Origin of the sequence: Novosphingobium sp., assembly GCF_031424035.1 — a bacterium.
In the GTDB taxonomy this organism is placed as follows: domain Bacteria; phylum Pseudomonadota; class Alphaproteobacteria; order Sphingomonadales; family Sphingomonadaceae; genus Novosphingobium.
Window position 1 is genome coordinate 1 of sequence record NZ_JANPGP010000115.1, and the last position, 18129, is coordinate 18129.

Below are 18129 nucleotides of genomic sequence, written 5' to 3' on the forward strand. Positions count from 1 at the left end.
AAGAAGGAAGCTGCTGAAACTCCTGCCGCCGATGCGCCCGCCAAGAAGGCACCGGCCAAGAAGGCCGCCGCTGCCTCGGCTGCTGAATAAGATTCCGGAGTAGTATTCCATGGCACATAAAAAAGCAGGCGGTTCATCGCGTAACGGTCGTGATTCGGCCGGTCGTCGCCTTGGCGTGAAGAAGTTCGGCGGTCAGGAAGTGATCGGCGGCAACATCATCATCCGTCAGCGCGGTACCCGCGTGTACCCTGGCGCCGGCGTGGGCATTGGCAAGGACCATACCCTGTTTGCTCTCGTCGAAGGCCGCGTGCGCTTTCACGATGGCAAGCTCGGCCGCAAATATGTGTCGGTCGATATGGCGCAAGCCGCCGAATAATCGGACAGTCGATAACGGGCTGTCCTCTGACGGATAGCCCCCAGACCGGAACATTGCGATTCCGGTTTCGAAAGAGGGAGAGGGGCAACCCGTCTCCCTTTTTTCGTCTCTCCCTCAGCACATGTCCAAGCCCGTACCGCGAAGGCGGCGCGGCTGGACGCAAGCGTAATGCGCCTGTCATGCGGCCCACCTAAGGCGTGGCTCGCGGGGCACTGAGTGGAGTTTGAAAGATGTTCATTCGCAGTGAAAGGCTGTTCCTGCGGCCCGGCTGGCCCGAGGACTGGAACGCGATTTTCGCAGTCATCGCCGACGAGGCGGTCGTGCGTAATCTCAGTCGCGTGCCCTGGCCTTATACGCCCGAAGCCGCGCGCCAGTATGCCGCGCTGGGCCAGGACCGGCGCTGCCCGCACTTCCTGATCACCTTGCCCACCGCGCAGGGCGTCGAACTGGTCGGCGCCATTGGTTTGGGGCCAACGCATGACGGGGCCGAGCTCGGCTACTGGATCGGCCGCGCCCACTGGGGGCAGGGCTTTGCCACCGAGGCATCGCGCGCTGTGCTCAGCCTCGCCCGCACGCTGGGCCACCGCCGGGTCGAGGCGACGCACTTCCTCGATAACCCGGCATCGGGCCGCGTGCTGCGCAAGGTCGGCTTCTGCCCGACGGGCCGCGTCGAGGATCGCTATAGCCTTGCGCGCGGCAAGGTTGCGCCGTCCGCCGTGTTGAGCACGACGCTGGGCGAGCCCAGTGACTGCGACGATGACATGGACGTCAAGCGCGCGGCCTGACGCGTCGGCCGGGTATCAGGCGTAACCTTGAAGCCCGGCCTCGCCTGAAGGAATCAGATGCCGGTCGTCGTGCTTCCACGGGTGGAAACCCGGAAGGAAGTACGCCGCCCAGGCCGGGAATACTTTGCGCAAGTAGCCGGGCGAACCGAAAACGTACCATAGCACCCGCGCGCGGGCCTTCCAGCCGGTGATGCCGTCCTGTGTCAGCAAGTCGACCGTATCGTCGATGCGGTGTGAGACGAAGCGGCGCGTAATCGACAGCATCGAGATGGAGCGCAGCAGCCAGCGGCGGCGGCGTGGCCAATGCTTTGTCGCGTGGAGGAAGGTGTCATGGGCGACGGCCTTGTGCTCGATCTCCTCAACCGCGTGCCATCTCCACATGGCGGCGACTTCGGGCTCGGCATCGTTTAGAATCTTTGGCGTGGTCAACAGCAAGTGCGCGAGGATCGCCGTGAAGTGTTCGAGCGCCATCGTCGCGGCAAGGTTGACGACCGGCGGGCGGCCCTTTGCCAGATTGAGCATATCGGTCACGTGAGCATCGATGCGCGTGAGGTCGTAGCCGGCATCCACGGCCGCGCGGTTGAAAGCGAGGTGCTCGCGGCTGTGGTTGACCTCCTGCTGGATGAACCTGCGGATTTCCTCAGCCAGCGCGGGTGGCGCGCCGTCGCGGAAGGCCTTCACCGATTCGATGAAGAACGCCTCGCCGCGCGGGAAGGTGGCGGATAGCGCATTGTGCCACGCGGTGCCGACAGGGTCGTTCGCCAGCCACCAGCGTCGGGGTTTTTCCTTGCGGTTGAAGCGCAGGTCGCGCACGACGATCTCATGGTTTTCGGGGGCGGAACCGGACAGGGGCCGCGCGTCGAGTTCGATGGGCGTATGGGCGTTCATAGCCCGGTGAAGATAGGTTAACTTACAGCAATGTCAATAAGGCGCCGCCTGACCCAGGAAGAGAGCCGCACCGCCGCCATGGAGGCCGCCCGCGCGCTGCTGATCGAGGCGGGGCCGCAGGCGGTGACGCTGAAGGCCGTGGCGGCGCGAATCGGGCGCACCCATGCCAACCTGCTCCACCACTTTGGCTCGGCATCGGGGCTGCAGAAGGCGCTGGCGAGCCACCTTGCCAAGACCATCTGCGCCACCATTGCTGAGGCTGTTTTGGCTACCCGCGCGGGCATCGGCAGCCCGCGCCGGGTGGTGGACCTCACTTTCGACGCGTTCGGCAAGGAAGGCGGCGGCGCGCTGGCCAGCTGGATGTTGCTGTCGGGTAACGAGGATGCACTCGACCCGATTGTCGAGGCGATTCACGACATGGTCGACAAGGTGAACGGCCATGACGACGAGCCGATGCACGAAGTCACGCTGTCGCTGGTGCTGATGGCGCTGGGCGATGCAATGATGGGCGAAGCGCTCAGCGGATCGCTCGGCCTGGGCCGCGAAACCGCGCGCGATCAGGCGGAAAAGATGTTGATCGAGGCGGCGGAGCGTGCGGGGATTACGCTGGCCAAGGGTTAAGCCTGGGGCAGCGCAGCTAATCCTAAGTTCGTCATTCCCGCGAAGGCGGGAACCCATCTACGACGATCGCGGCGCAATCAAGCGCTGGTTCGACCCGCTACGGCAGGAGATGGGTTCCCGCCTTCGCGGGAATGACGAACAATGGAGTTCGTTGAATTCGTGGCGAGGCTAAGCCTCAGTCATCCATGCTGCCTTCCGCTCCGCTGAAATATCCTCCACCCGCCGGTGATCGACCGCAACCCCTAGCTCGCGATAGGCCGCGCGTTGACGAGCTGGATCACTCTCCGCCAAAGGCACGACCACCAGCCGCCGGTTGACCTTCTGTCGCCAGTTCATCCGCGCGGTGTTCTCCTGCCCGACGTAGCAGCCCTTGGTAAAGGACACGCCGTTCAGTTCGGCGGCGTTGCATTCCAGCCAGAGCAGGTCCGCCAGTTCGGCACTGCCTTCGCAGACGCCGAGCGAAAGCCGGTGCGCCAACCATGCTGCGTCGGCGGACTCGCCATCGGGTGCGCCCAGCGAGCGATTGCCCAGCGCGGGAAGGCGGGGGTCATCGCCGCTGACCTCCGGGTGCCAGTGAACCCCGAGCGCGGGATCGCGGGCAATCGTGATCGGACGGCGCAGGCGGTAGATTGACAGGCGCTTCGCAAGCGCATCAGCGTGGTCGACCTCGCAATCGAGCAGCAGGTCATCCCCGTCCGCCCAGACGAGGAAGTCGAACAGTACCTTGCCTTGCGGGGTGAGCAGCGCCGCCCAGACCGGCAGGTCCTTGCCCACGTCATTCGTCACCAGCCCTTGCAGGAAGCCGCGCACGTCCTCCCCGGACAGGCGGATCACGGCGCGATTGGAGAGGAGCGTTGCAGTCATGGGTGACAGATAGGGTGCGAGGTGACTAAGGGGAAGCCATGGAAACGCTTACGATCCGCCGCCCCGATGACTGGCACGTTCACTTGCGCGATGGCGCGGTGCTGGAAGGCGTGCTGCCCTTTACCGCCCGCCAGTTTGCCCGGGCGATCGTCATGCCCAACCTCTCCCCGCCGATGACCGATTGCGCCGGTGTTGCCGCTTATCGGGATCGGATCATGGCGGCGCTACCGGCGGGAATGGATTTCACTCCGCTGATGACGCTCTACCTGACCGACGGCACGGACCCGGACGAGGTCGAGCGCGGCTTTGCTGGCGGAGTGTTTGTCGCGGCAAAGCTCTATCCTGCCCACGCCACGACCGGATCGGCCCACGGTGTGACGGACGTGGTCAATATCCGCGCCGTGCTCGAACGCATGGCCAGGATCGGGATGCCGTTGCTCGTCCACGGCGAGGTTACCGACGCCCATGTCGATATCTTTGACCGCGAGGCGGTGTTCATCGAACGTACGCTCGCCCCGCTGGTGCGTGATCTGCCGGCGCTCAAGGTGGTGTTCGAACACGTGACGACCGAGGAAGCTGTGCGTTTCGTGACAAGCGCCGGGCCGAACGTGGCGGCAACGATCACGCCGCAGCACCTCCACATTAATCGCAACGCCATGCTTGTCGGCGGCATCCGTCCGCACATGTATTGCCTGCCGGTGGCCAAGCGCGAGCAGCACCGGCTGGCGCTGCGCAAGGCGGCCACTTCGGGCCACGCGAAGTTCTTCCTCGGCACTGACAGCGCCCCCCATGCCGTCGGCGCGAAAGAAGCGGCTTGCGGCTGCGCGGGCATCTTCAACGCGCCTTTCGCCATCGAAAGCTATGCCGCCGTGTTCGAGGAAGAAGGCGCGCTCGACAAGTTCGAGGCCTTTGCCTCGCTCAATGGTCCGGCGTTCTACGGCCTGCCGGTGAATGAGGCGACGATAACGCTGGAAAAGGTGCCGCAGCCGGTGCCGGCGAGCATCGATGCCAATGGCACGAATGTCGTCCCCTTCCATGCCGGCGATACGCTCGGCTGGCGGATCAGGCCCTAAAGTCTCAAGCTATTTTGCGCCGGCGGCCGAGCAGGTCCGCCACGAACAGGCCGATCGCGGCCCAGATCAGCACGAAGCTGCCCATTTGCACCGGGCGCAGCGGCTCGTTGAATATGAAAAGGCCCTCGAGAAAGACCACCGTCGGGGTGAGGAACTGGATGAAGCCGAGCGTCGAATAGTCCATGCGGCGCGCTGCGGCGGCAAACATGACCAGCGGCACGGCGGTGACCACGCCTGAAAACGCGATGAGCGCATCGGTCTGCCCGCTGATGCCAAAGGCGGAGCCCGCCGGTAATTGGGCGTGATAAGCGATCAGGCCCACGGCGGGCAGAGCCAGGATGGCGGTCTCGATGGTCAGCCCTGGCAGCGATTCGACCGGAGCAATCTTGCGCACCATGCCGTAAGTGCCGAAGCTGGCCGCCAATGACAGGCTGATCCAAAGCATGTCGAGCGCGCCGAACAGCAGCAATGTCACGCCGATAGCGGCCAAGGCGACCGCCAGCCACTGCGGCCGGGTCAGCCGTTCCTTCAGGAAAACCGTGCCGAGCAGCACGTTGACCAGCGGGTTGATGTAATAGCCAAGGCTCGCGGCCAGCACGTGTCCGGTCTGCACAGCATAGACATAGACCAGCCAGTTGATCCCGATCAGCAGGGCGCTGGCCAGCATGATCACCAACGTCTTGCCGCTGGAAATTGCCGCACCCACCGCGCTCCATTGCCGTGCAATGGTGATGCCAAGCAGGCAGACCGGCAAGGTGAAGACGATGCGCCAGCCGACGAATTCGAACGGCGGCACATGGCGCAGGAACTGCAGATAGAGGGGCAGCAGCCCCCAGATGACATAGGCGCCCAGCGCCAGCGGCAGACCGCCCTGCCTTTCCGGCGCTGCGTTCATGTGAAGGTCGCTATCATGTCCGGCGACTAGACCGGGTGAATCCCTGCGGCAAGCTGGCATTCGACGGGCAGAGTCACTCGGTTTGTCGCAAAATTCAATCCTGACACTGCGGTTGTCGTTCGTTCAGGTTCGTAGGTCTAAACATGAACACATCGACCGACACCGAGTCGGCCCAGAGTTCAAAAGTGAAGGAGTGACCCATGACCAACATCTTCAAGAACGCCGCCCTGGCGCTGGTTGCCCCGGGGCTCCTTGTCACCGCCATGCCGGCTGCGCAGGCCCGTGACTATGATCGCGGAAATGACAACGGCTGGTCGCAGAACGACAGCTACAACCACAGCGACCGTGGCCGTCATCGCGGCTGGCAGGGTCGGGGTAACAACGATGGCGGCTATGGCTACCAGAGCGGGTACAACGGCGGCTATAACGACCGCTACGACGAGCCGGTCTATCGCAACACTCGCACATGGCGCGGTGATGATGGCCGCTACTACTGCCGCCGTTCGGACGGCACGACCGGCCTGATCATCGGCGGCGCGGTTGGCGGCCTGATCGGTAACGAAGTGGCTGGTCGCCGCGGTGACAAGACGCTTGGCGTGATCCTCGGTGCGGGCATCGGTGCCCTTGCCGGCCGCGCAATCGACCGTTCGGGCAGCAGCTGCCGCTAAGTTCTGCCCCGTCAGAAAAAGCGCAGGGCTCGGCCCCAGACCGAAGCGCCCCCGGACCAGCCGTCCGGGGGCGCTTTCGTTCATCCTTAACCAAAACCTCCGATAAGTGCGGGCCATGGCGCTCCGCTACACTCTTGTCCCGATCGTGCTGATGCTCGCTGTTGCGGGCTGTTCGCGCGATTCGGCGCAGGAGGCAGAGCCGGTCGATCCGGCGGTGAGCGCCGCTCTGGCCGGGCCGTTGCTGACCGAGCCCGACCTTGCTGCGATGAATGGCGCAGGGCGGGCGCTGACCGGGACGGGCGTGGCATCGGCCCAGATCCCGGCAAACCTCTACACTCCCGAAGCGATTGCTGCGGCAAAGGCAGAGGCAAAGGCGCAGCTGGGTGGGGCGATCCCCGCTGCCCCAACTGCAAGTGGTTCTGAAAAAGCTATCGGTGGCCAGACTGCGCTGGATTCGCTGCGCCGCGCTTATGGCAAGCTGCCGTGCGAGGGCGCGGCGAACTGGTCGGCAATCTGGGCCACGCGCCTGCCGAAGCCACTTGCGCCCTATCCGCGCGGTCATGTTGAGGAAGCGCTCGGCGCGGATGATGACACCTGCCACCTCCGTGCGGTCACCTATCGGATCGGCGTGACGCCAGCCGAAGCGCTCGATTTCCATGCCGCGCAGGCGGCGGAGGCTGGCTTGTCAGTCGATCACCGCGCCGACGGAGATGCCCATGCGCTGGTCACTCGCAAGGGTGCGCTGTCTGCGACGATCTACATGCGTCCAGGACCGGACGGGCTCACCGAAGTGCACATCGTCACCAGCGGCGGTTAAGTCCGATCAGGAGTTGCGCAAGCCCACGCCGATGGTCGCGCGCGGCTGTTCCATTTCCGTGCTGGTGACCGGATAGGCGCAGTAATCCGCCGCGTAGAAAGCTGCCGGGCGGTGGTTGCCCGAAAGCCCCACGCCGCCGAACGGGGCCGATGAACTGGCACCATTCGTCGGCCGGTTCCAGTTGATGATGCCGGCGCGGACATTGGCCCAGAAGCGGTTGTATTCCTGAGGCGTGCCCCCGACCAGCGATGCGGCGAGCCCGAAGCGGGTGTTGTTCGCCTCGGCAATCGCCTCGTCGAAATCGTCGACCCGAATGACTTGCAGCATCGGGCCGAACAGTTCGACGTCGGGGCGCTCCTTCATCGCGGTCGTATCGATGATCGCCGGCGAAAGGAAGGGCAGCTTGGGATCCTGGCGGACCATGTGCTTGATCGGCTTGCCGCCGTTCGACAGCAGGTAGACGAAGCTTTCGGTCAAGCCGTCGGCTGCCGCATTGTCGATCACCGGGCCCATGAACGGCGAGGGATCGTCAAACGGGGCGCCGACGATGATCCGATCAGCCAGCCGCTTAACTTCGTCGATCAGCGCATCATACAGCGCACCCTTGACGATCAGCCGCCGCCCGGCGCTGCACCGCTGGCCGGCAGAGGTGAACGCGCTTTGCACCACCAGTACGGCGGCGTCGGCAATCTTGGGCGTGTCCCAAACGACGATCGGGTTGTTGCCACCCATTTCCAGCGCGACGATCTTGTCCGGCCGGGTGGCGAGCTTGCGGTTGATGGCGATGCCGGCATGGGCCGATCCCGTGAACAGGACACCGTCGATGCCTTCGTGGGCGACCAGCGCCTGACCCTCTTCCGGGCCGCCGACGAGCATCTGCACCACGGCGGCGGGAATGCCCGCGCGGTTGAAGCACAGGCAGAGGAATTCGCCCACTGCCGGCGTTTTTTCGCTAGGCTTGAAGACGATGACATTGCCGGCGATCAGCGCGGGAACGATGTGGCCGTTGGGCAGGTGAGCCGGAAAGTTGAACGGCCCAAGCACCGCCATCACGCCATGCGGTTTGTGGCGCACAGCCATGGTGCCCTGCATCGCATTGTCCAGCTTGCGCTGCGACGTACGCTCGGCATAGGCGCGGATCGAAATTTCAACCTTGGCGACGACGGTTTCGACCTCGCTGCGGGATTCCCACAGCGGCTTGCCGGTTTCGCGGGAGATCAGATCGGCGAATTTGTCCGCTTCCTTGCGCACTTCGTTGGCGAAACGGCGGACCAGTTCCATGCGGGTTGCGAGTGGCTGGGCGGCCCATGCCGGCCAGGCGCGGCGTGCGCGTGCCACCACGTCATCGACGTCGCTCCGCTTGCCGCGCCACAGCTCTTCGCCGGTCGCAGGTTCGTAGGAGACGATTTCGTTGCTCATGGAACTTGGAGTATCCCTCTCAATTTACGGGCTACTATACCGAATCTGTTGCCAAATCCTCAACTTCGCCCGAACCCCCAACATCGCGAAGCGCGGAGCCGAGGGTGCGTATAGCGGATAGAGTGTCGGCAAGCGCTTGCCAATCGTCCTTGTCATCGATTGCGGACCAGATTCGTTCCACTTCGTCGATCACCATGCTCGGTGGGGCGGGCTGCGACCAGAACGCATGGTCCAGCGCGCCGGGTAGCGGGCGGGCCTTGGCCAGCGCTTCGCGGAGCGGACCATCGGGGGCATTGCGGCCGCCGCGGTGGGTGAAAAAGAACGCATCCGGGCCGATTTCGCGCTCTCGCATGTGCTGTTCCGCCGCGCCGATCAGGGCGCGCGCATCCTCCGGCGAAGGCGAGGCAATGCCCAGTCGGCGGCTGAAATGCCGCGCCATCGCGGCCTCATAGAGCGGGCCGAACCGGTCGAGCGCGGCGATCAGCGGCGGTGCCTCGGCCAGCATGCGCAACGCCACTGCAAGCTGGCTGCAATTCCACAGCAAGGCCTCTGGCTGGCGGCCAAAGGCGTAAAGTCCGGAGTGATCGAAATAGGCGGCGGTGAATGCCGGGTCCCAGCGCGGCAACCAGCGCCACGGACCATAGTCGAAACTCTCGCCCGACACGTTCATGTTGTCGGTATTGAGCACGCCGTGAACGAAGCCGGCGACCATCCAGCTTGCGGCAAGGTTGGCCAGCCGCTCGACGACCTGATGGAGCAAGCGAACGGCAGGTTCGTCAGCGCCGGGGGCGTCTGCTGGCGGCGGCGGTCCGGGGAACTGCGTGAGACAATAGTTTACCAGTTCCTCCATGTGCCCGCGCTCTTCGAGCATGAGCAATCGCTGGAAGGTGCCGATGCGGATGTGGCCGTGACTGAGCCGCACCAGCACGGCGGAACGCGTCGGCGAAGGCTCATCCCCGCGCATCAGCGATTCGCCGGTTTCGATCACCGAGAAGGTCTTCGAGGTATTGACCCCCAGCGCCTCGAGCATTTCAGTGGCGAGGATTTCGCGCACCGCGCCTTTCAGCGTCAGCCGTCCGTCGCCATCGCGGCTCCACGGGGTGCGGCCCGATCCCTTGGTGCCAAGGTCAAGCAATCGGCCATTCCCGTCGCGCATCTGGGCAAACAGGAACCCGCGCCCGTCGCCAAGGTCCGGGTTGTAGTGGCGGAACTGGTGGCCGTGGTAGCGAAGCGCCAGCGGCTGGGGCAGGTTGCCGGGCAGGGGGGTGAAGCGGCCGAAGTGGCGCACCCATTCCTCGTCCGTCAACCCATCGAGGCCCACAGAGGGCGCCCAGCGGTCATTGCGAAAGCGCAGGCGCGTCTCCGGAAAGTCCGCAGGCGCAACAGGATCGGCCAGCCATCCCGCCAGCGGCAGGATCGCAGGATCGGCTTTATATGCATTGGCTTGCGGTTCGTCGCGCATCACGCGATAGTGGGGGCTAGACCATCGCCGTGCAAGCGGCGCGCGATCCGGGCCTGCGCCCTGACCTGCAGAGGAACCATGTGAGCCAGTTCGAAGACCGCTATTGGACGAGCCAAGACGGGCTCAAACTCCATTACCGCGACTATGCCGGAAATGGGCCAGCAACGGAGGCCGCACCCGATGGCCGCCCGCCCGTACTGTGCATGCATGGCCTGACCCGCAATGCCCGCGATTTCGAAGTCGTCGCGCCGCGGCTGGCGGCAAACGGCTGGCACGTCATCTGCCCTGACATGCGCGGCCGGGGCGACAGCGCCTATGCCAAGGACCCGGCGACTTACAACCCGGTGCAATATGTCCAGGACGTCACCGCTCTGCTCGACCAATTGCAGATCGACCGCTTCGTTTCCATCGGCACGTCGATGGGCGGGTTGATGACGATCATCATGGGCTACACCATGCCGGATCGCATCGCCGGCTGCCTGCTCAACGATATCGGGCCGGAGGTGGAGACCGTCGGCCTCGACCGGATCATGGACTATCTCGGGCAGGGGCGCACTTTCCCCACATGGATGCACGCCGCCCGCGCTATCGAGGAAACGCACGGAGCCGCATTTCCGGACTGGAAAATCGATGACTGGCTGGTCATGGCCAAGCGCACGATGACCCTGTCCAGCAATGGCCGCATCGTGTTCGACTATGACATGAAGATCGCCGAGCCGTTTAAGGGCGTCGACTATACCAGCCAGCCGGACATGTGGCCGGGGTTCCACGCGCTGGCTGCGGGGCCGGTCGCGGCTTTGCGCGCCGAACTTACCGAGCTGATCTCTGCCGAGACCTTCCGCAAGATGGGCGAATGCGGGCAGGACGTCGAACTGGTCACCGTGCCGCGCGTCGGCCATGCGCCCACTCTCGAAGAGCCGGAAGCCGTCGCCGCGATTGACCGCCTGCTCGCCCGGGTCGGCTGAAAGCAAGGCCCAACATGCGCGTCCTGCATCTCCATTCCAGCTTCAACGCGGGCGGCAAGGAGCTGCGCTGCGCCAAGCTGATCAACGCCTTTGGTCCCGGCATCGAACACGATATCGTCTCGGCCATTCCCGGCGCGATGGGCGCGCAGGTCGCGATCTCGCCGCGCGCCAGGGTGAACTATCCCACGGATTTCCCCTCGCTTCAGGGCAAGCCGCTGCCGCGCCGGATCGAGCGCATTGCCAAGGCCATGGCGGGATATGACCTCGTCCTGACCTATAACTGGGGCGCGATGGACGCGGTGATGGCGCACACGCTGCTTGGCCCCCGCATGGGCCTGCCGCCGCTGGTCCATCACGAGGACGGCTTCAACGCGGATGAGGCGATCAAGCTCAAGACTTCGCGCAACTGGTATCGCCGGCTGGCGCTCGCCCATGCCGAGGCGCTGGTCGTGCCATCGCGCCAGCTGGAACACATCGCGCTCACCGCCTGGTCGCAGCCGCGCGGCAAGGTTCACCGCATCGCCAATGGCATCCAGACATCGGACTATGGCCGCAAGGCCAAGCGCGATGCCCTGCCGCGCGTGATCAAGCATGGCGAGGAATCGTGGCTTGGCACGATTGCGGGGCTTCGTGAGGTCAAGAACCTGCCCCGGCTAGTCCGCGCCTTTTCGCATCTGCCCGATAACTGGCAACTGGTGATCCTGGGCGAAGGGCCTGAGCGCGAGGCGATTCTGAAGCAGGCCATGGACCTCGATGTCGGCTACCGCGTGCATATGCCGGGCTTCGTCGCTGATCCTGCCAAGGTCATCGGTCTGTTCGATCTGTTCGCCCTGTCGTCTGACAGCGAGCAATTCCCGATCTCAGTGGTGGAGGCGATGGCGGCGGGCCTCGCGGTGGTTTCCACCGATGTCGGCGATGTTGCGCAGATGGTCTCGGAAGCCAACCGGCCCTACGTGATTCCTAAGGAGCGCGAGAGCGACTATGTCGACGCGCTTGAGGCACTGGCGCTTGATCCGGTGGGCCGGAAAAAGGTCGGCGAGGCCAACCGCACACGGGCGCGGGCCGAATTCGACGAGGCGACGATGGTCGCCGCTTACCGTCAGGTGTACGCGAAAGCGATGAAACGCGAACGATTCGGGTGACAAACCCGGTTATTCAGGCGGGCTTCACGATCAATTCCGTTGAAAAGGCCCGGTCCGAACCCTAAACAGCCGCCAAACCGGACCCGCTTGCCGAAAGACACCAGACTTGGCCCTCAGCCCTGAAAATTCGAAATCCCCTGCACTCAGCCGCGATGATGCCCAGAAAGAGGGCTTCATGCGCGAGGTGGACGAGGCACTGCGCGAAGACCAGGCACTTGATTTGATCAAGCGCTGGGGCAAGCCGATTGGCGCGGCGATTTTCGTCGGCCTTGCTGGCCTTGGCGCGTGGATCGGCTGGGATTATTATCAGGATCAGGGCCGCGCAGAGCGTGCCGAATCCTATGTGAAGGCGCTCGACCAGCTTGAAGCCGGCAAGCTCGATGAAGCGAGCAAGCTGCTTGATCCACTGACCAAGGGTAGCAATGACGGCAGCCAGGCTTCGGCGCGGATGCTGCAGGCCGGGATTCTTGCCGAACAGGGCAAGAGCAACGATGCCGCCAAGGCCTTTGCCGCGATCGCTGCAGACAGCAGCGCCCCGCAGGCCTACCGCGATCTCGCAACGATCCGCCAGACCGCGCTGATCTTCGATAGCGCCGCGCCTGACAAGATTGTCGCCGCGATGAAGCCGCTGGCAGTGCCGGGCAAGCCGTGGTTCGGCTCTGCAGCGGAACTGCTGGGCATGGCCTATCTCAAGCAGGGCAAGAATGATCTCGCCGGCCCGCTTTTCGCCTCGATTGCGCGCGACAAGACCGTGCCCGACAGCCTGCGCCGCCGCGCGCGGCAGATGGCAGGATACCTTGGCGTCGATGCCGTCGATGACGTGAACGCGGCCGTGAAGGACGTGACCGCGGCCAATGCGCCGCAGCAGGGGCAACAATAAGATGACTGGGATTAAAATGAAGGATGCCCCGATGACCTCCAAGACCCCGCTTCGCCGCGCGGCGACTCTGGCCGCGCTTGCCATGGCGGTGACGCTTTCGGGCTGCGGCGTATTCGGCAAGAAGGGCCCGACCACCCCCACCGTGGGCAACCGGGTGCCGATCCTCAGCCGGGTCGAATCGGGTGCCAAGGTCGATCCCAACCTCGCCTCGGTCGCGGTCGTGCTGCCGCCGGCAGAGCCCAATGCCGATTGGCCGCAGGCCGGCAACACGCCGACCAAGTCCTACGGCCACCTCGCCTTGGCCGAAGCGCCGGCGCGCGGCTGGACCCAGTCGATCCAGGGCAACAGCAAGAGCCAGCGCCTTGCCGCATCGCCGGTGATCGGCGGCGGCATGATGTTCGTGATGGACACCGCCGGCGTGGTTCACGCCTTTGACGCGGCCACCGGCGCCCAGCGCTGGACCAAGTCGTTCAAGATCACCGGTGACGGCGCCAGCTCGGTGTTCGGTGGCGGTGCTGCCTATGATGACGGCAAGGTCTATATCACCACCGGCGTCGGTGAAGTTGCCGCGCTCAATGCCAATGACGGAAGCCAGCTGTGGAAGGTGAAGCCCGCCGGCCCGCTGCGCGGTTCGCCGACCGTGGAATTCGATCAGGTCTTCGTCATGACCCAGTCGAACCAGCTTATTGCGCTCAATGGTCCCGATGGTGCGCTGCTGTGGAATGAAAGCGGGTCGAACGGCCTGTCGGGCATCTTCGGCGTTGCCGCGCCGACGGTCGGGCAGGGATCGGTGATCGCCGGCTATTCGACCGGCGAACTGGTTGCCTACCGTTATGAAAACGGCCGCACGCTGTGGTCCGACGCATTGGCGCGCACCTCGCTTTCGACCACCGTGGGCGTGCTGACGGACATTGACGCCGATCCGATCATCGATCGTGGCCGCGTTTTCGCGCTCGGTCAGGGCGGCCGCATGGCGGCCTACGAACTGCTCACGGGCCAGCGCGTGTGGGAACTGAACCTTGCGGGCATTTCCACCCCGGCGATTGCCGGCGAATGGATCTTCACGCTGACCGACGATGCCAAGCTGCTGTGCATCGCGCGCGGCACCGGCAAGGTGCGCTGGTCAACCCAGTTCCAGGCCTTCGAGAATGTGAAGAAAAAGAAGAACCCGATCTACTGGACCGGCCCGGTGCTGGCGAACAACCGCCTGTGGGTCGCCAATACTGAGGGCGAGATCTACTCGGCGAGCGTGACGGATGGCTCGGTGGCCCTGTTCACCAAGCTGTCGAGCAGCGTCAGCCTGGCGCCGATCGTTGCCGGTAACACGCTCTACATTCTCGACGACAGCGGGCGCATCAACAGCTTCCGCTGATTTCGGGGGCGCTTTACCGGGCGCTTAACCATTTGGCCTTATGGCGCAGGCTGTGAACACGCCTGCGCCTGTCGCCGATCCGCGGCCCAAGAGTGACGTTGCCGGAGCCGTCGGGCTCGTCGGCCTGTTGGGCCTCGCGGTGTGGATCGCTTTCTGCCACTTTTGGCCAGAGATCGTCGATGCCTTCGCCCTCAACAGCCCGCGCGAGCGGCTGACCGGGCCGAACGCGGCGCTGATGGGGCTGGTCTTCTGCGCCCTGCCGATGGTCCTGTGGTCGGTGCTGGTCGAAAAGGTCCACCTGCGGGCCTCGACCGGGATTGACTGGAAGATCAAACGCCCGCTCGCCTCGGTGGTCGACATTTCGATCACCAAACTGGCAGGCCTCTGGGCGACATGGGCGATCATCGGCTTCCTCTATTGCCTGTTCCGCTGGTACTGGGATGGCCCCTATCAGGTGGCGATGACGGTGCTCGGCTGGTCGGCGGTGCCGCTGTTTCTGCTCTCGGTGCCCTATGTCCTCTGGCTCGACCGCGTGCTGGTGGAGCCGCGCGATGCCTGCTGGCACTTTGGCGCATGGCTGATCGGGCGCGAGGCGCATGACCCGGCGCAGATCGCGATTCACTTGCGGGCATGGGCCGTGAAGGGCTTTTTCACCGCCTTCATGATCTCGATCGTTCCGGGCGGTTTTGCCGACCTTGTCGGGCGCGATTGGGCCGGTATATGGCGCGATCCCGTCGCCATCGCCAACCTGCTGGTACTGATGATGTTCGTGGTGGACGAGCAGATCGGCACGGTCGGCTATATCCTCACCATGAAACCGCTCGACGCGCAGATCCGATCGGCCAATCCGTTCCTGGCGGGCTGGGTCGCGGCGCTGATGTGCTATCCGCCGTTCCAGATGATGAACCAGGGCGGCCCGCTGTTCTACGAGGCGGCGACGGCGGACTGGACCTGGTGGTTGCAGGGGCAGACGGTGCTGCTGTGGCTCTGGGCGGCGCTGCTGGTTACCCTCACCGGCATCTATGCCTCGGCGACAGTGGCCTTCGGCATGCGCTTTTCGAACCTGACCTATCGTGGCGTGCTGACTCATGGCCCCTACCGCTGGACGCGGCATCCGGCCTACCTGTCAAAGAACCTGTTCTGGTGGCTTGCGACGATGCCATTCCTCGTCACCAACGGATCGACAACGGACGCGGTGCGCAATGCTGTCTGCCTCGCCGGCGTCAGCGCGATCTATTTCTGGCGCGCCAAGACCGAGGAAAAGCACCTGCTGTCCGAAGATGCCAAGTACCGCGAATATCACGCCTGGATGGACCGCAATGCCACGGTAACGCGTTTCTTCAACCGGCTGCTGGCGGGGCTGAAGCCACAGCGCGGCGCGGTGGTGCAGCCGGCTGAGTAGTCAGACGGCGCGTTCGCTCGCGATTTCGTACATCGTCACCGAGCGGCCCGTCAGGCCAAAGCTCTCACGCACCCGCTTCCACTCGTCCATGTGCGGCGTAGCGAGGTGCAGGCCAAGCGCTTCGGCGCTTTCCCACTTCTCGGCTATGCGGATCAGGCAGGGATCGAGCAGGTCGGGCGCGTAGGAATAGCCGAGGCAGCCGTCCTCCGCACGGGTCAGCGTGACCACCCGTTCCATCGCCGGACGCGCGGCTTCGAGGTTTTCGGCGGGCAAGCGGAACTCGCCCATGACAATGACGCTCATCAGAAGCTCTTTTCTTCGTAGACGCGCGAAACGTCGCCGCCCCATTCGCCGTGGAACCGGTCAAGCAGGCGCTGGGCTGGCACCTTGCCGCTGGCGACGATATCGTCGAGCGGGCCGAGGTAGCCGCTTTCGTTGTCACCGGCAGCGTTGAGCTTGCCGCGCGCATTCAGGCCCGAGCGAGAAATCGCCAGCACTTCGGCCGCGATGTCGCGCAGGGTGCCGCCGCCGGGAATCGGCGCATCGAGCGCCAGCTTGGGCACCGAGGCGCGCAGTTTCTCGCGGCCTTCCATGTCCCAGTCCTTGACGAGGTTCCACGCGGCATCGAGCGCGCCCTGATCGTAAAGCAGGCCGACCCAGAAGGCCGGCAAGGCGCAGATCTTGCTCCACGGGCCGCCATCAGCGCCGCGCATTTCGAGAAAGGACTTCAGCCGCACTTCGGGGAAGGCGGTGGACAGATGGTCGTTCCAGTCGCTCAGCGTCGGCTTTTCACCGGGCAAGACCGAGAGCTTGCCGTCAAGGAAATCTCGGAAGTTGAGGCCGGCGGCGTCGATATATTTGCCGTCGCGGTAAACAAAGTACATCGGCACATCGAGCATGTAGTCGACATAGCGTTCGTACCCGAAGCCGTCCTCGAACACGAAAGGCAACATGCCGGTGCGCGCCGGATCGGTGTCCGACCAGATGTGGCTGCGGTATGAGAGCATGCCGTTGGGCTTGCCCTCGGTGAACGGTGAATTGGCGAACAGCGCGGTCGCCAGCGGCTGAAGGGCGAGCGACACGCGGAATTTCTGCACCATGTCGGCCTCGCTTGAATAGTCGAGGTTGGTCTGGATCGTGCAGGTGCGCAGCATCATGTCGAGGCCCATCGAGCCGACGCGCGGCATGTGCCGCAGCATGATCTCGTAACGGCCTTTGGGCATGATCGGCAGCTCTTCGCGGGTCTTGTCAGGCCACATGCCAAGGCCGAGGAAGCCGATGCCGAACTTCTCGCCGATTTCCTTCACCTGCGCCAGGTGGCGGCCGGTTTCGGCACAGGTCTGGTGCAGGTTTTCCAGCGGCGCGCCGGAAAGTTCAAGCTGGCCGGCGGGTTCCAGGCTGACATTGCCGTCCACGCCCGACAGCGCGATGATCTTGCCGCCTTCCAGAATCGGCTCCCAGCCATAGTCCTGCAGCGCGACCAGCAAGTCGAGTATACCGCCCTTTTCGTCGTAGCTGGGGGCGTGATGGTCGCTCAGCGCATAGACCAGTTTCTCATGCTCAGTGCCGATACGCCAGTTTTCGCGGGGCTTTTCGCCCTTGGCCATCGGCACAACGAGATCCTCGCGGCGCTCGATCACGGGCTCGTTGCGATCTGAAACCTGTCTTGTGCTCATGCGGGCGAGGTAGTGTTTTGTTCGGGCCGGCGCCAGTGCAAAAATCAGTGCAAAAATCAATCGGCCCAGTCGCCCGCGATCCCCATCCACAGCGCCATGCCGCCGATCGCCGCAGTTTCGCCGCGCAGTACGCGGGGGCCGAGGGTTATCGCGCGGGCTTGCGGCAAGGCTCGGATCGCGGCGCGCTCGCTCTCGTCAAAGCCGCCTTCGGGGCCGGTGAGCAGGGCTGCCGGGCCGGGATGAGCAGAAAAAGCCGCCGCTGCCGGTTCCCCGCCATTCTCGTCCGCGAAGAACAGCGCGCGGTTTCCGTCCCAATCGCGCAGCAGGGAATCGAGTTTCACCGGCGCGGAAATCTCGGGCAGGGCCGTACGCGCACATTGCTCGGCCGCTTCGACCAGCACGGCGCGGGCGCGTTCAAGGTTGAGCTTGTCTGCCACGCAGCGCCGGGTCAGCACCGGCTGGATGCGCGCCGCGCCCAGCTCGCAGGCCTTTTCGAGCACGAGGTCGAACCGGTCCTTCTTCAGCAGCGCGGCGCAGAGCGTCAAATCGGGCACGCCTTCGCGCGGACGCAGCAAGATCTCAGGCGAAAGCAGGACCTCACGCTTGCCGGCGGAAGTAACCCGCGCAGCCCACTCGCCAGTCACGTTGTCGCACAGGATCACCGCATCGCCCTCGGTCACGCGCATCACGCGGGAAAGGTAATGGGCCTGCGGGCCTTCGATCGAGATCGATGCGCCCTCGGCCAGCACCTGTTCGACGAACAGGCGCGGTGCGCTTTTGGGCGGCCAGGCCGGAACCTTGGGCAGGGGCGTTGCGGGCATGAC

The 18129-nt window shown here is 64.6% G+C and carries 19 protein-coding genes; 11 read left to right on the plus strand and 8 right to left on the minus strand.

Going from position 1 to position 18129, the window contains the following annotated elements; all coding sequences use genetic code 11:
• Positions 1-109: 109 nt before the first annotated feature.
• Together rpmA and RMO89_RS15715 are read left to right on the plus strand one after the other, a co-directional pair.
• The gene (rpmA, locus tag RMO89_RS15710) at positions 110-376 is read left to right on the plus strand and encodes a 50S ribosomal protein L27 (RefSeq protein WP_310534294.1); all 267 of its coding nucleotides are present in this window, start codon (positions 110-112) and stop codon (positions 374-376) included.
• 230 nt (positions 377-606) lie between these two features.
• Positions 607-1161 (plus strand): GNAT family N-acetyltransferase, encoded by a 555-nt coding sequence (locus RMO89_RS15715; protein WP_310534295.1) that lies wholly within the window; start codon positions 607-609, stop codon positions 1159-1161.
• 15 nt (positions 1162-1176) lie between these two features.
• Here RMO89_RS15715 and RMO89_RS15720 read toward each other — a convergent pair whose 3' ends face one another.
• Entirely contained in the window at positions 1177-2049 is an 873-nt protein-coding gene (locus tag RMO89_RS15720) for a metal-dependent hydrolase (protein WP_310534296.1), read from the minus strand.
• Between the two features lie 30 nt (positions 2050-2079).
• Here RMO89_RS15720 and RMO89_RS15725 point away from each other — a divergent pair, with 30 nt between their 5' ends.
• Positions 2080-2670, plus strand: a complete 591-nt coding sequence (locus RMO89_RS15725) for a helix-turn-helix domain-containing protein (protein ID WP_310534297.1) — start codon at positions 2080-2082, stop codon at positions 2668-2670.
• A gap of 168 nt (positions 2671-2838) precedes the next feature.
• Here RMO89_RS15725 and RMO89_RS15730 read toward each other — a convergent pair whose 3' ends face one another.
• Positions 2839-3534, minus strand: coding sequence for a folate-binding protein (locus RMO89_RS15730; RefSeq protein ID WP_310534298.1), 696 nt, complete (start codon positions 3532-3534; stop codon positions 2839-2841).
• Positions 3535-3572: 38 nt separating this feature from the next.
• Here RMO89_RS15730 and pyrC point away from each other — a divergent pair, with 38 nt between their 5' ends.
• Positions 3573-4607: a dihydroorotase gene (gene pyrC, locus RMO89_RS15735; RefSeq protein ID WP_310534300.1), complete on the plus strand. Its 1035-nt coding sequence runs from the start codon at positions 3573-3575 to the stop codon at positions 4605-4607.
• A 4-nt stretch (positions 4608-4611) separates the two neighbouring features.
• On the opposite strand, the gene rarD is transcribed toward pyrC, so the two are convergent.
• Positions 4612-5502 (minus strand): EamA family transporter RarD, encoded by an 891-nt coding sequence (rarD, locus tag RMO89_RS15740; protein ID WP_310534302.1) that lies wholly within the window; start codon positions 5500-5502, stop codon positions 4612-4614.
• Between the two features lie 200 nt (positions 5503-5702).
• Between rarD and RMO89_RS15745 the strand changes: the two genes are divergently transcribed.
• The gene (locus RMO89_RS15745; RefSeq protein WP_310534303.1) at positions 5703-6170 is read left to right on the plus strand and encodes a glycine zipper 2TM domain-containing protein; all 468 of its coding nucleotides are present in this window, start codon (positions 5703-5705) and stop codon (positions 6168-6170) included.
• 115 nt (positions 6171-6285) lie between these two features.
• Complete coding sequence (locus tag RMO89_RS15750) at positions 6286-6987, plus strand: hypothetical protein (protein ID WP_310534305.1); 702 nt, start codon at positions 6286-6288, stop codon at positions 6985-6987.
• 6 nt (positions 6988-6993) lie between these two features.
• Here the strand turns inward: RMO89_RS15750 and astD are convergent, their stop codons facing one another.
• Together astD and RMO89_RS15760 are read right to left on the minus strand one after the other, a co-directional pair.
• Positions 6994-8406: a succinylglutamate-semialdehyde dehydrogenase gene (gene astD / locus RMO89_RS15755; RefSeq protein WP_310534308.1), complete on the minus strand. Its 1413-nt coding sequence runs from the start codon at positions 8404-8406 to the stop codon at positions 6994-6996.
• A gap of 34 nt (positions 8407-8440) precedes the next feature.
• Complete coding sequence (locus tag RMO89_RS15760) at positions 8441-9868, minus strand: protein adenylyltransferase SelO family protein (RefSeq protein WP_310534309.1); 1428 nt, start codon at positions 9866-9868, stop codon at positions 8441-8443.
• Positions 9869-9948: 80 nt separating this feature from the next.
• Here RMO89_RS15760 and RMO89_RS15765 point away from each other — a divergent pair, with 80 nt between their 5' ends.
• The 5 genes from RMO89_RS15765 to RMO89_RS15785 all read left to right on the plus strand — a co-directional run bounded on the left by RMO89_RS15765 (position 9949) and on the right by RMO89_RS15785 (position 15629).
• A complete protein-coding gene (locus RMO89_RS15765) occupies positions 9949-10833 on the plus strand; it encodes an alpha/beta hydrolase (protein ID WP_310534310.1) in 885 nt (294 codons plus the stop codon).
• A 14-nt stretch (positions 10834-10847) separates the two neighbouring features.
• On the plus strand, positions 10848-11975 hold the full coding sequence (locus RMO89_RS15770; RefSeq protein WP_310534312.1) for a glycosyltransferase family 4 protein: 1128 nt from the start codon (positions 10848-10850) through the stop codon (positions 11973-11975).
• A gap of 106 nt (positions 11976-12081) precedes the next feature.
• Complete coding sequence (locus RMO89_RS15775) at positions 12082-12855, plus strand: tetratricopeptide repeat protein (RefSeq protein ID WP_310534313.1); 774 nt, start codon at positions 12082-12084, stop codon at positions 12853-12855.
• Positions 12856-12886: 31 nt separating this feature from the next.
• Positions 12887-14227 (plus strand): PQQ-binding-like beta-propeller repeat protein, encoded by a 1341-nt coding sequence (locus RMO89_RS15780; protein ID WP_310534314.1) that lies wholly within the window; start codon positions 12887-12889, stop codon positions 14225-14227.
• A 40-nt stretch (positions 14228-14267) separates the two neighbouring features.
• Positions 14268-15629, plus strand: coding sequence for a methyltransferase family protein (locus RMO89_RS15785; protein ID WP_409035568.1), 1362 nt, complete (start codon positions 14268-14270; stop codon positions 15627-15629).
• Here the strand turns inward: RMO89_RS15785 and RMO89_RS15790 are convergent, their stop codons facing one another.
• Genes RMO89_RS15790 through RMO89_RS15800 form a run of 3 tightly spaced genes read right to left on the minus strand, consistent with a single transcriptional unit; the run spans position 15630 to position 18111 of the window.
• Positions 15630-15932, minus strand: a complete 303-nt coding sequence (locus tag RMO89_RS15790; RefSeq protein WP_310534316.1) for a putative quinol monooxygenase — start codon at positions 15930-15932, stop codon at positions 15630-15632.
• Positions 15932-17305, minus strand: a complete 1374-nt coding sequence (locus RMO89_RS15795) for a glutamate--cysteine ligase (protein WP_310534317.1) — start codon at positions 17303-17305, stop codon at positions 15932-15934. The genes RMO89_RS15790 and RMO89_RS15795 overlap by 1 nt, the downstream gene beginning before the upstream one ends.
• A 56-nt stretch (positions 17306-17361) precedes the next feature.
• Positions 17362-18111 (minus strand): 16S rRNA (uracil(1498)-N(3))-methyltransferase, encoded by a 750-nt coding sequence (locus tag RMO89_RS15800; RefSeq protein WP_310534389.1) that lies wholly within the window; start codon positions 18109-18111, stop codon positions 17362-17364.
• Positions 18112-18129: the final 18 nt, after the last annotated feature.

Bases quoted from the DNA above. Each gene is read 5' to 3' on its own strand.
- rpmA (WP_310534294.1), top strand. From the start codon at position 110: ATGGCACATAAAAAAGCAGGCGGTTCATCGCGTAACGGTCGTGATTCG.
- RMO89_RS15715 (WP_310534295.1), top strand. From the start codon at position 607: ATGTTCATTCGCAGTGAAAGGCTGTTCCTGCGGCCCGGCTGGCCCGAG.
- RMO89_RS15720 (WP_310534296.1), bottom strand. From the start codon at position 2,049: ATGAACGCCCATACGCCCATCGAACTCGACGCGCGGCCCCTGTCCGGT.
- RMO89_RS15725 (WP_310534297.1), top strand. From the start codon at position 2,080: ATGTCAATAAGGCGCCGCCTGACCCAGGAAGAGAGCCGCACCGCCGCC.
- RMO89_RS15730 (WP_310534298.1), bottom strand. From the start codon at position 3,534: ATGACTGCAACGCTCCTCTCCAATCGCGCCGTGATCCGCCTGTCCGGG.
- pyrC (WP_310534300.1), top strand. From the start codon at position 3,573: ATGGAAACGCTTACGATCCGCCGCCCCGATGACTGGCACGTTCACTTG.
- rarD (WP_310534302.1), bottom strand. From the start codon at position 5,502: ATGAACGCAGCGCCGGAAAGGCAGGGCGGTCTGCCGCTGGCGCTGGGC.
- RMO89_RS15745 (WP_310534303.1), top strand. From the start codon at position 5,703: ATGACCAACATCTTCAAGAACGCCGCCCTGGCGCTGGTTGCCCCGGGG.
- RMO89_RS15750 (WP_310534305.1), top strand. From the start codon at position 6,286: ATGGCGCTCCGCTACACTCTTGTCCCGATCGTGCTGATGCTCGCTGTT.
- astD (WP_310534308.1), bottom strand. From the start codon at position 8,406: ATGAGCAACGAAATCGTCTCCTACGAACCTGCGACCGGCGAAGAGCTG.
- RMO89_RS15760 (WP_310534309.1), bottom strand. From the start codon at position 9,868: ATGCGCGACGAACCGCAAGCCAATGCATATAAAGCCGATCCTGCGATC.
- RMO89_RS15770 (WP_310534312.1), top strand. From the start codon at position 10,848: ATGCGCGTCCTGCATCTCCATTCCAGCTTCAACGCGGGCGGCAAGGAG.
- RMO89_RS15780 (WP_310534314.1), top strand. From the start codon at position 12,887: ATGACCTCCAAGACCCCGCTTCGCCGCGCGGCGACTCTGGCCGCGCTT.
- RMO89_RS15785 (WP_409035568.1), top strand. From the start codon at position 14,268: ATGGCGCAGGCTGTGAACACGCCTGCGCCTGTCGCCGATCCGCGGCCC.
- RMO89_RS15790 (WP_310534316.1), bottom strand. From the start codon at position 15,932: ATGAGCGTCATTGTCATGGGCGAGTTCCGCTTGCCCGCCGAAAACCTC.
- RMO89_RS15795 (WP_310534317.1), bottom strand. From the start codon at position 17,305: ATGAGCACAAGACAGGTTTCAGATCGCAACGAGCCCGTGATCGAGCGC.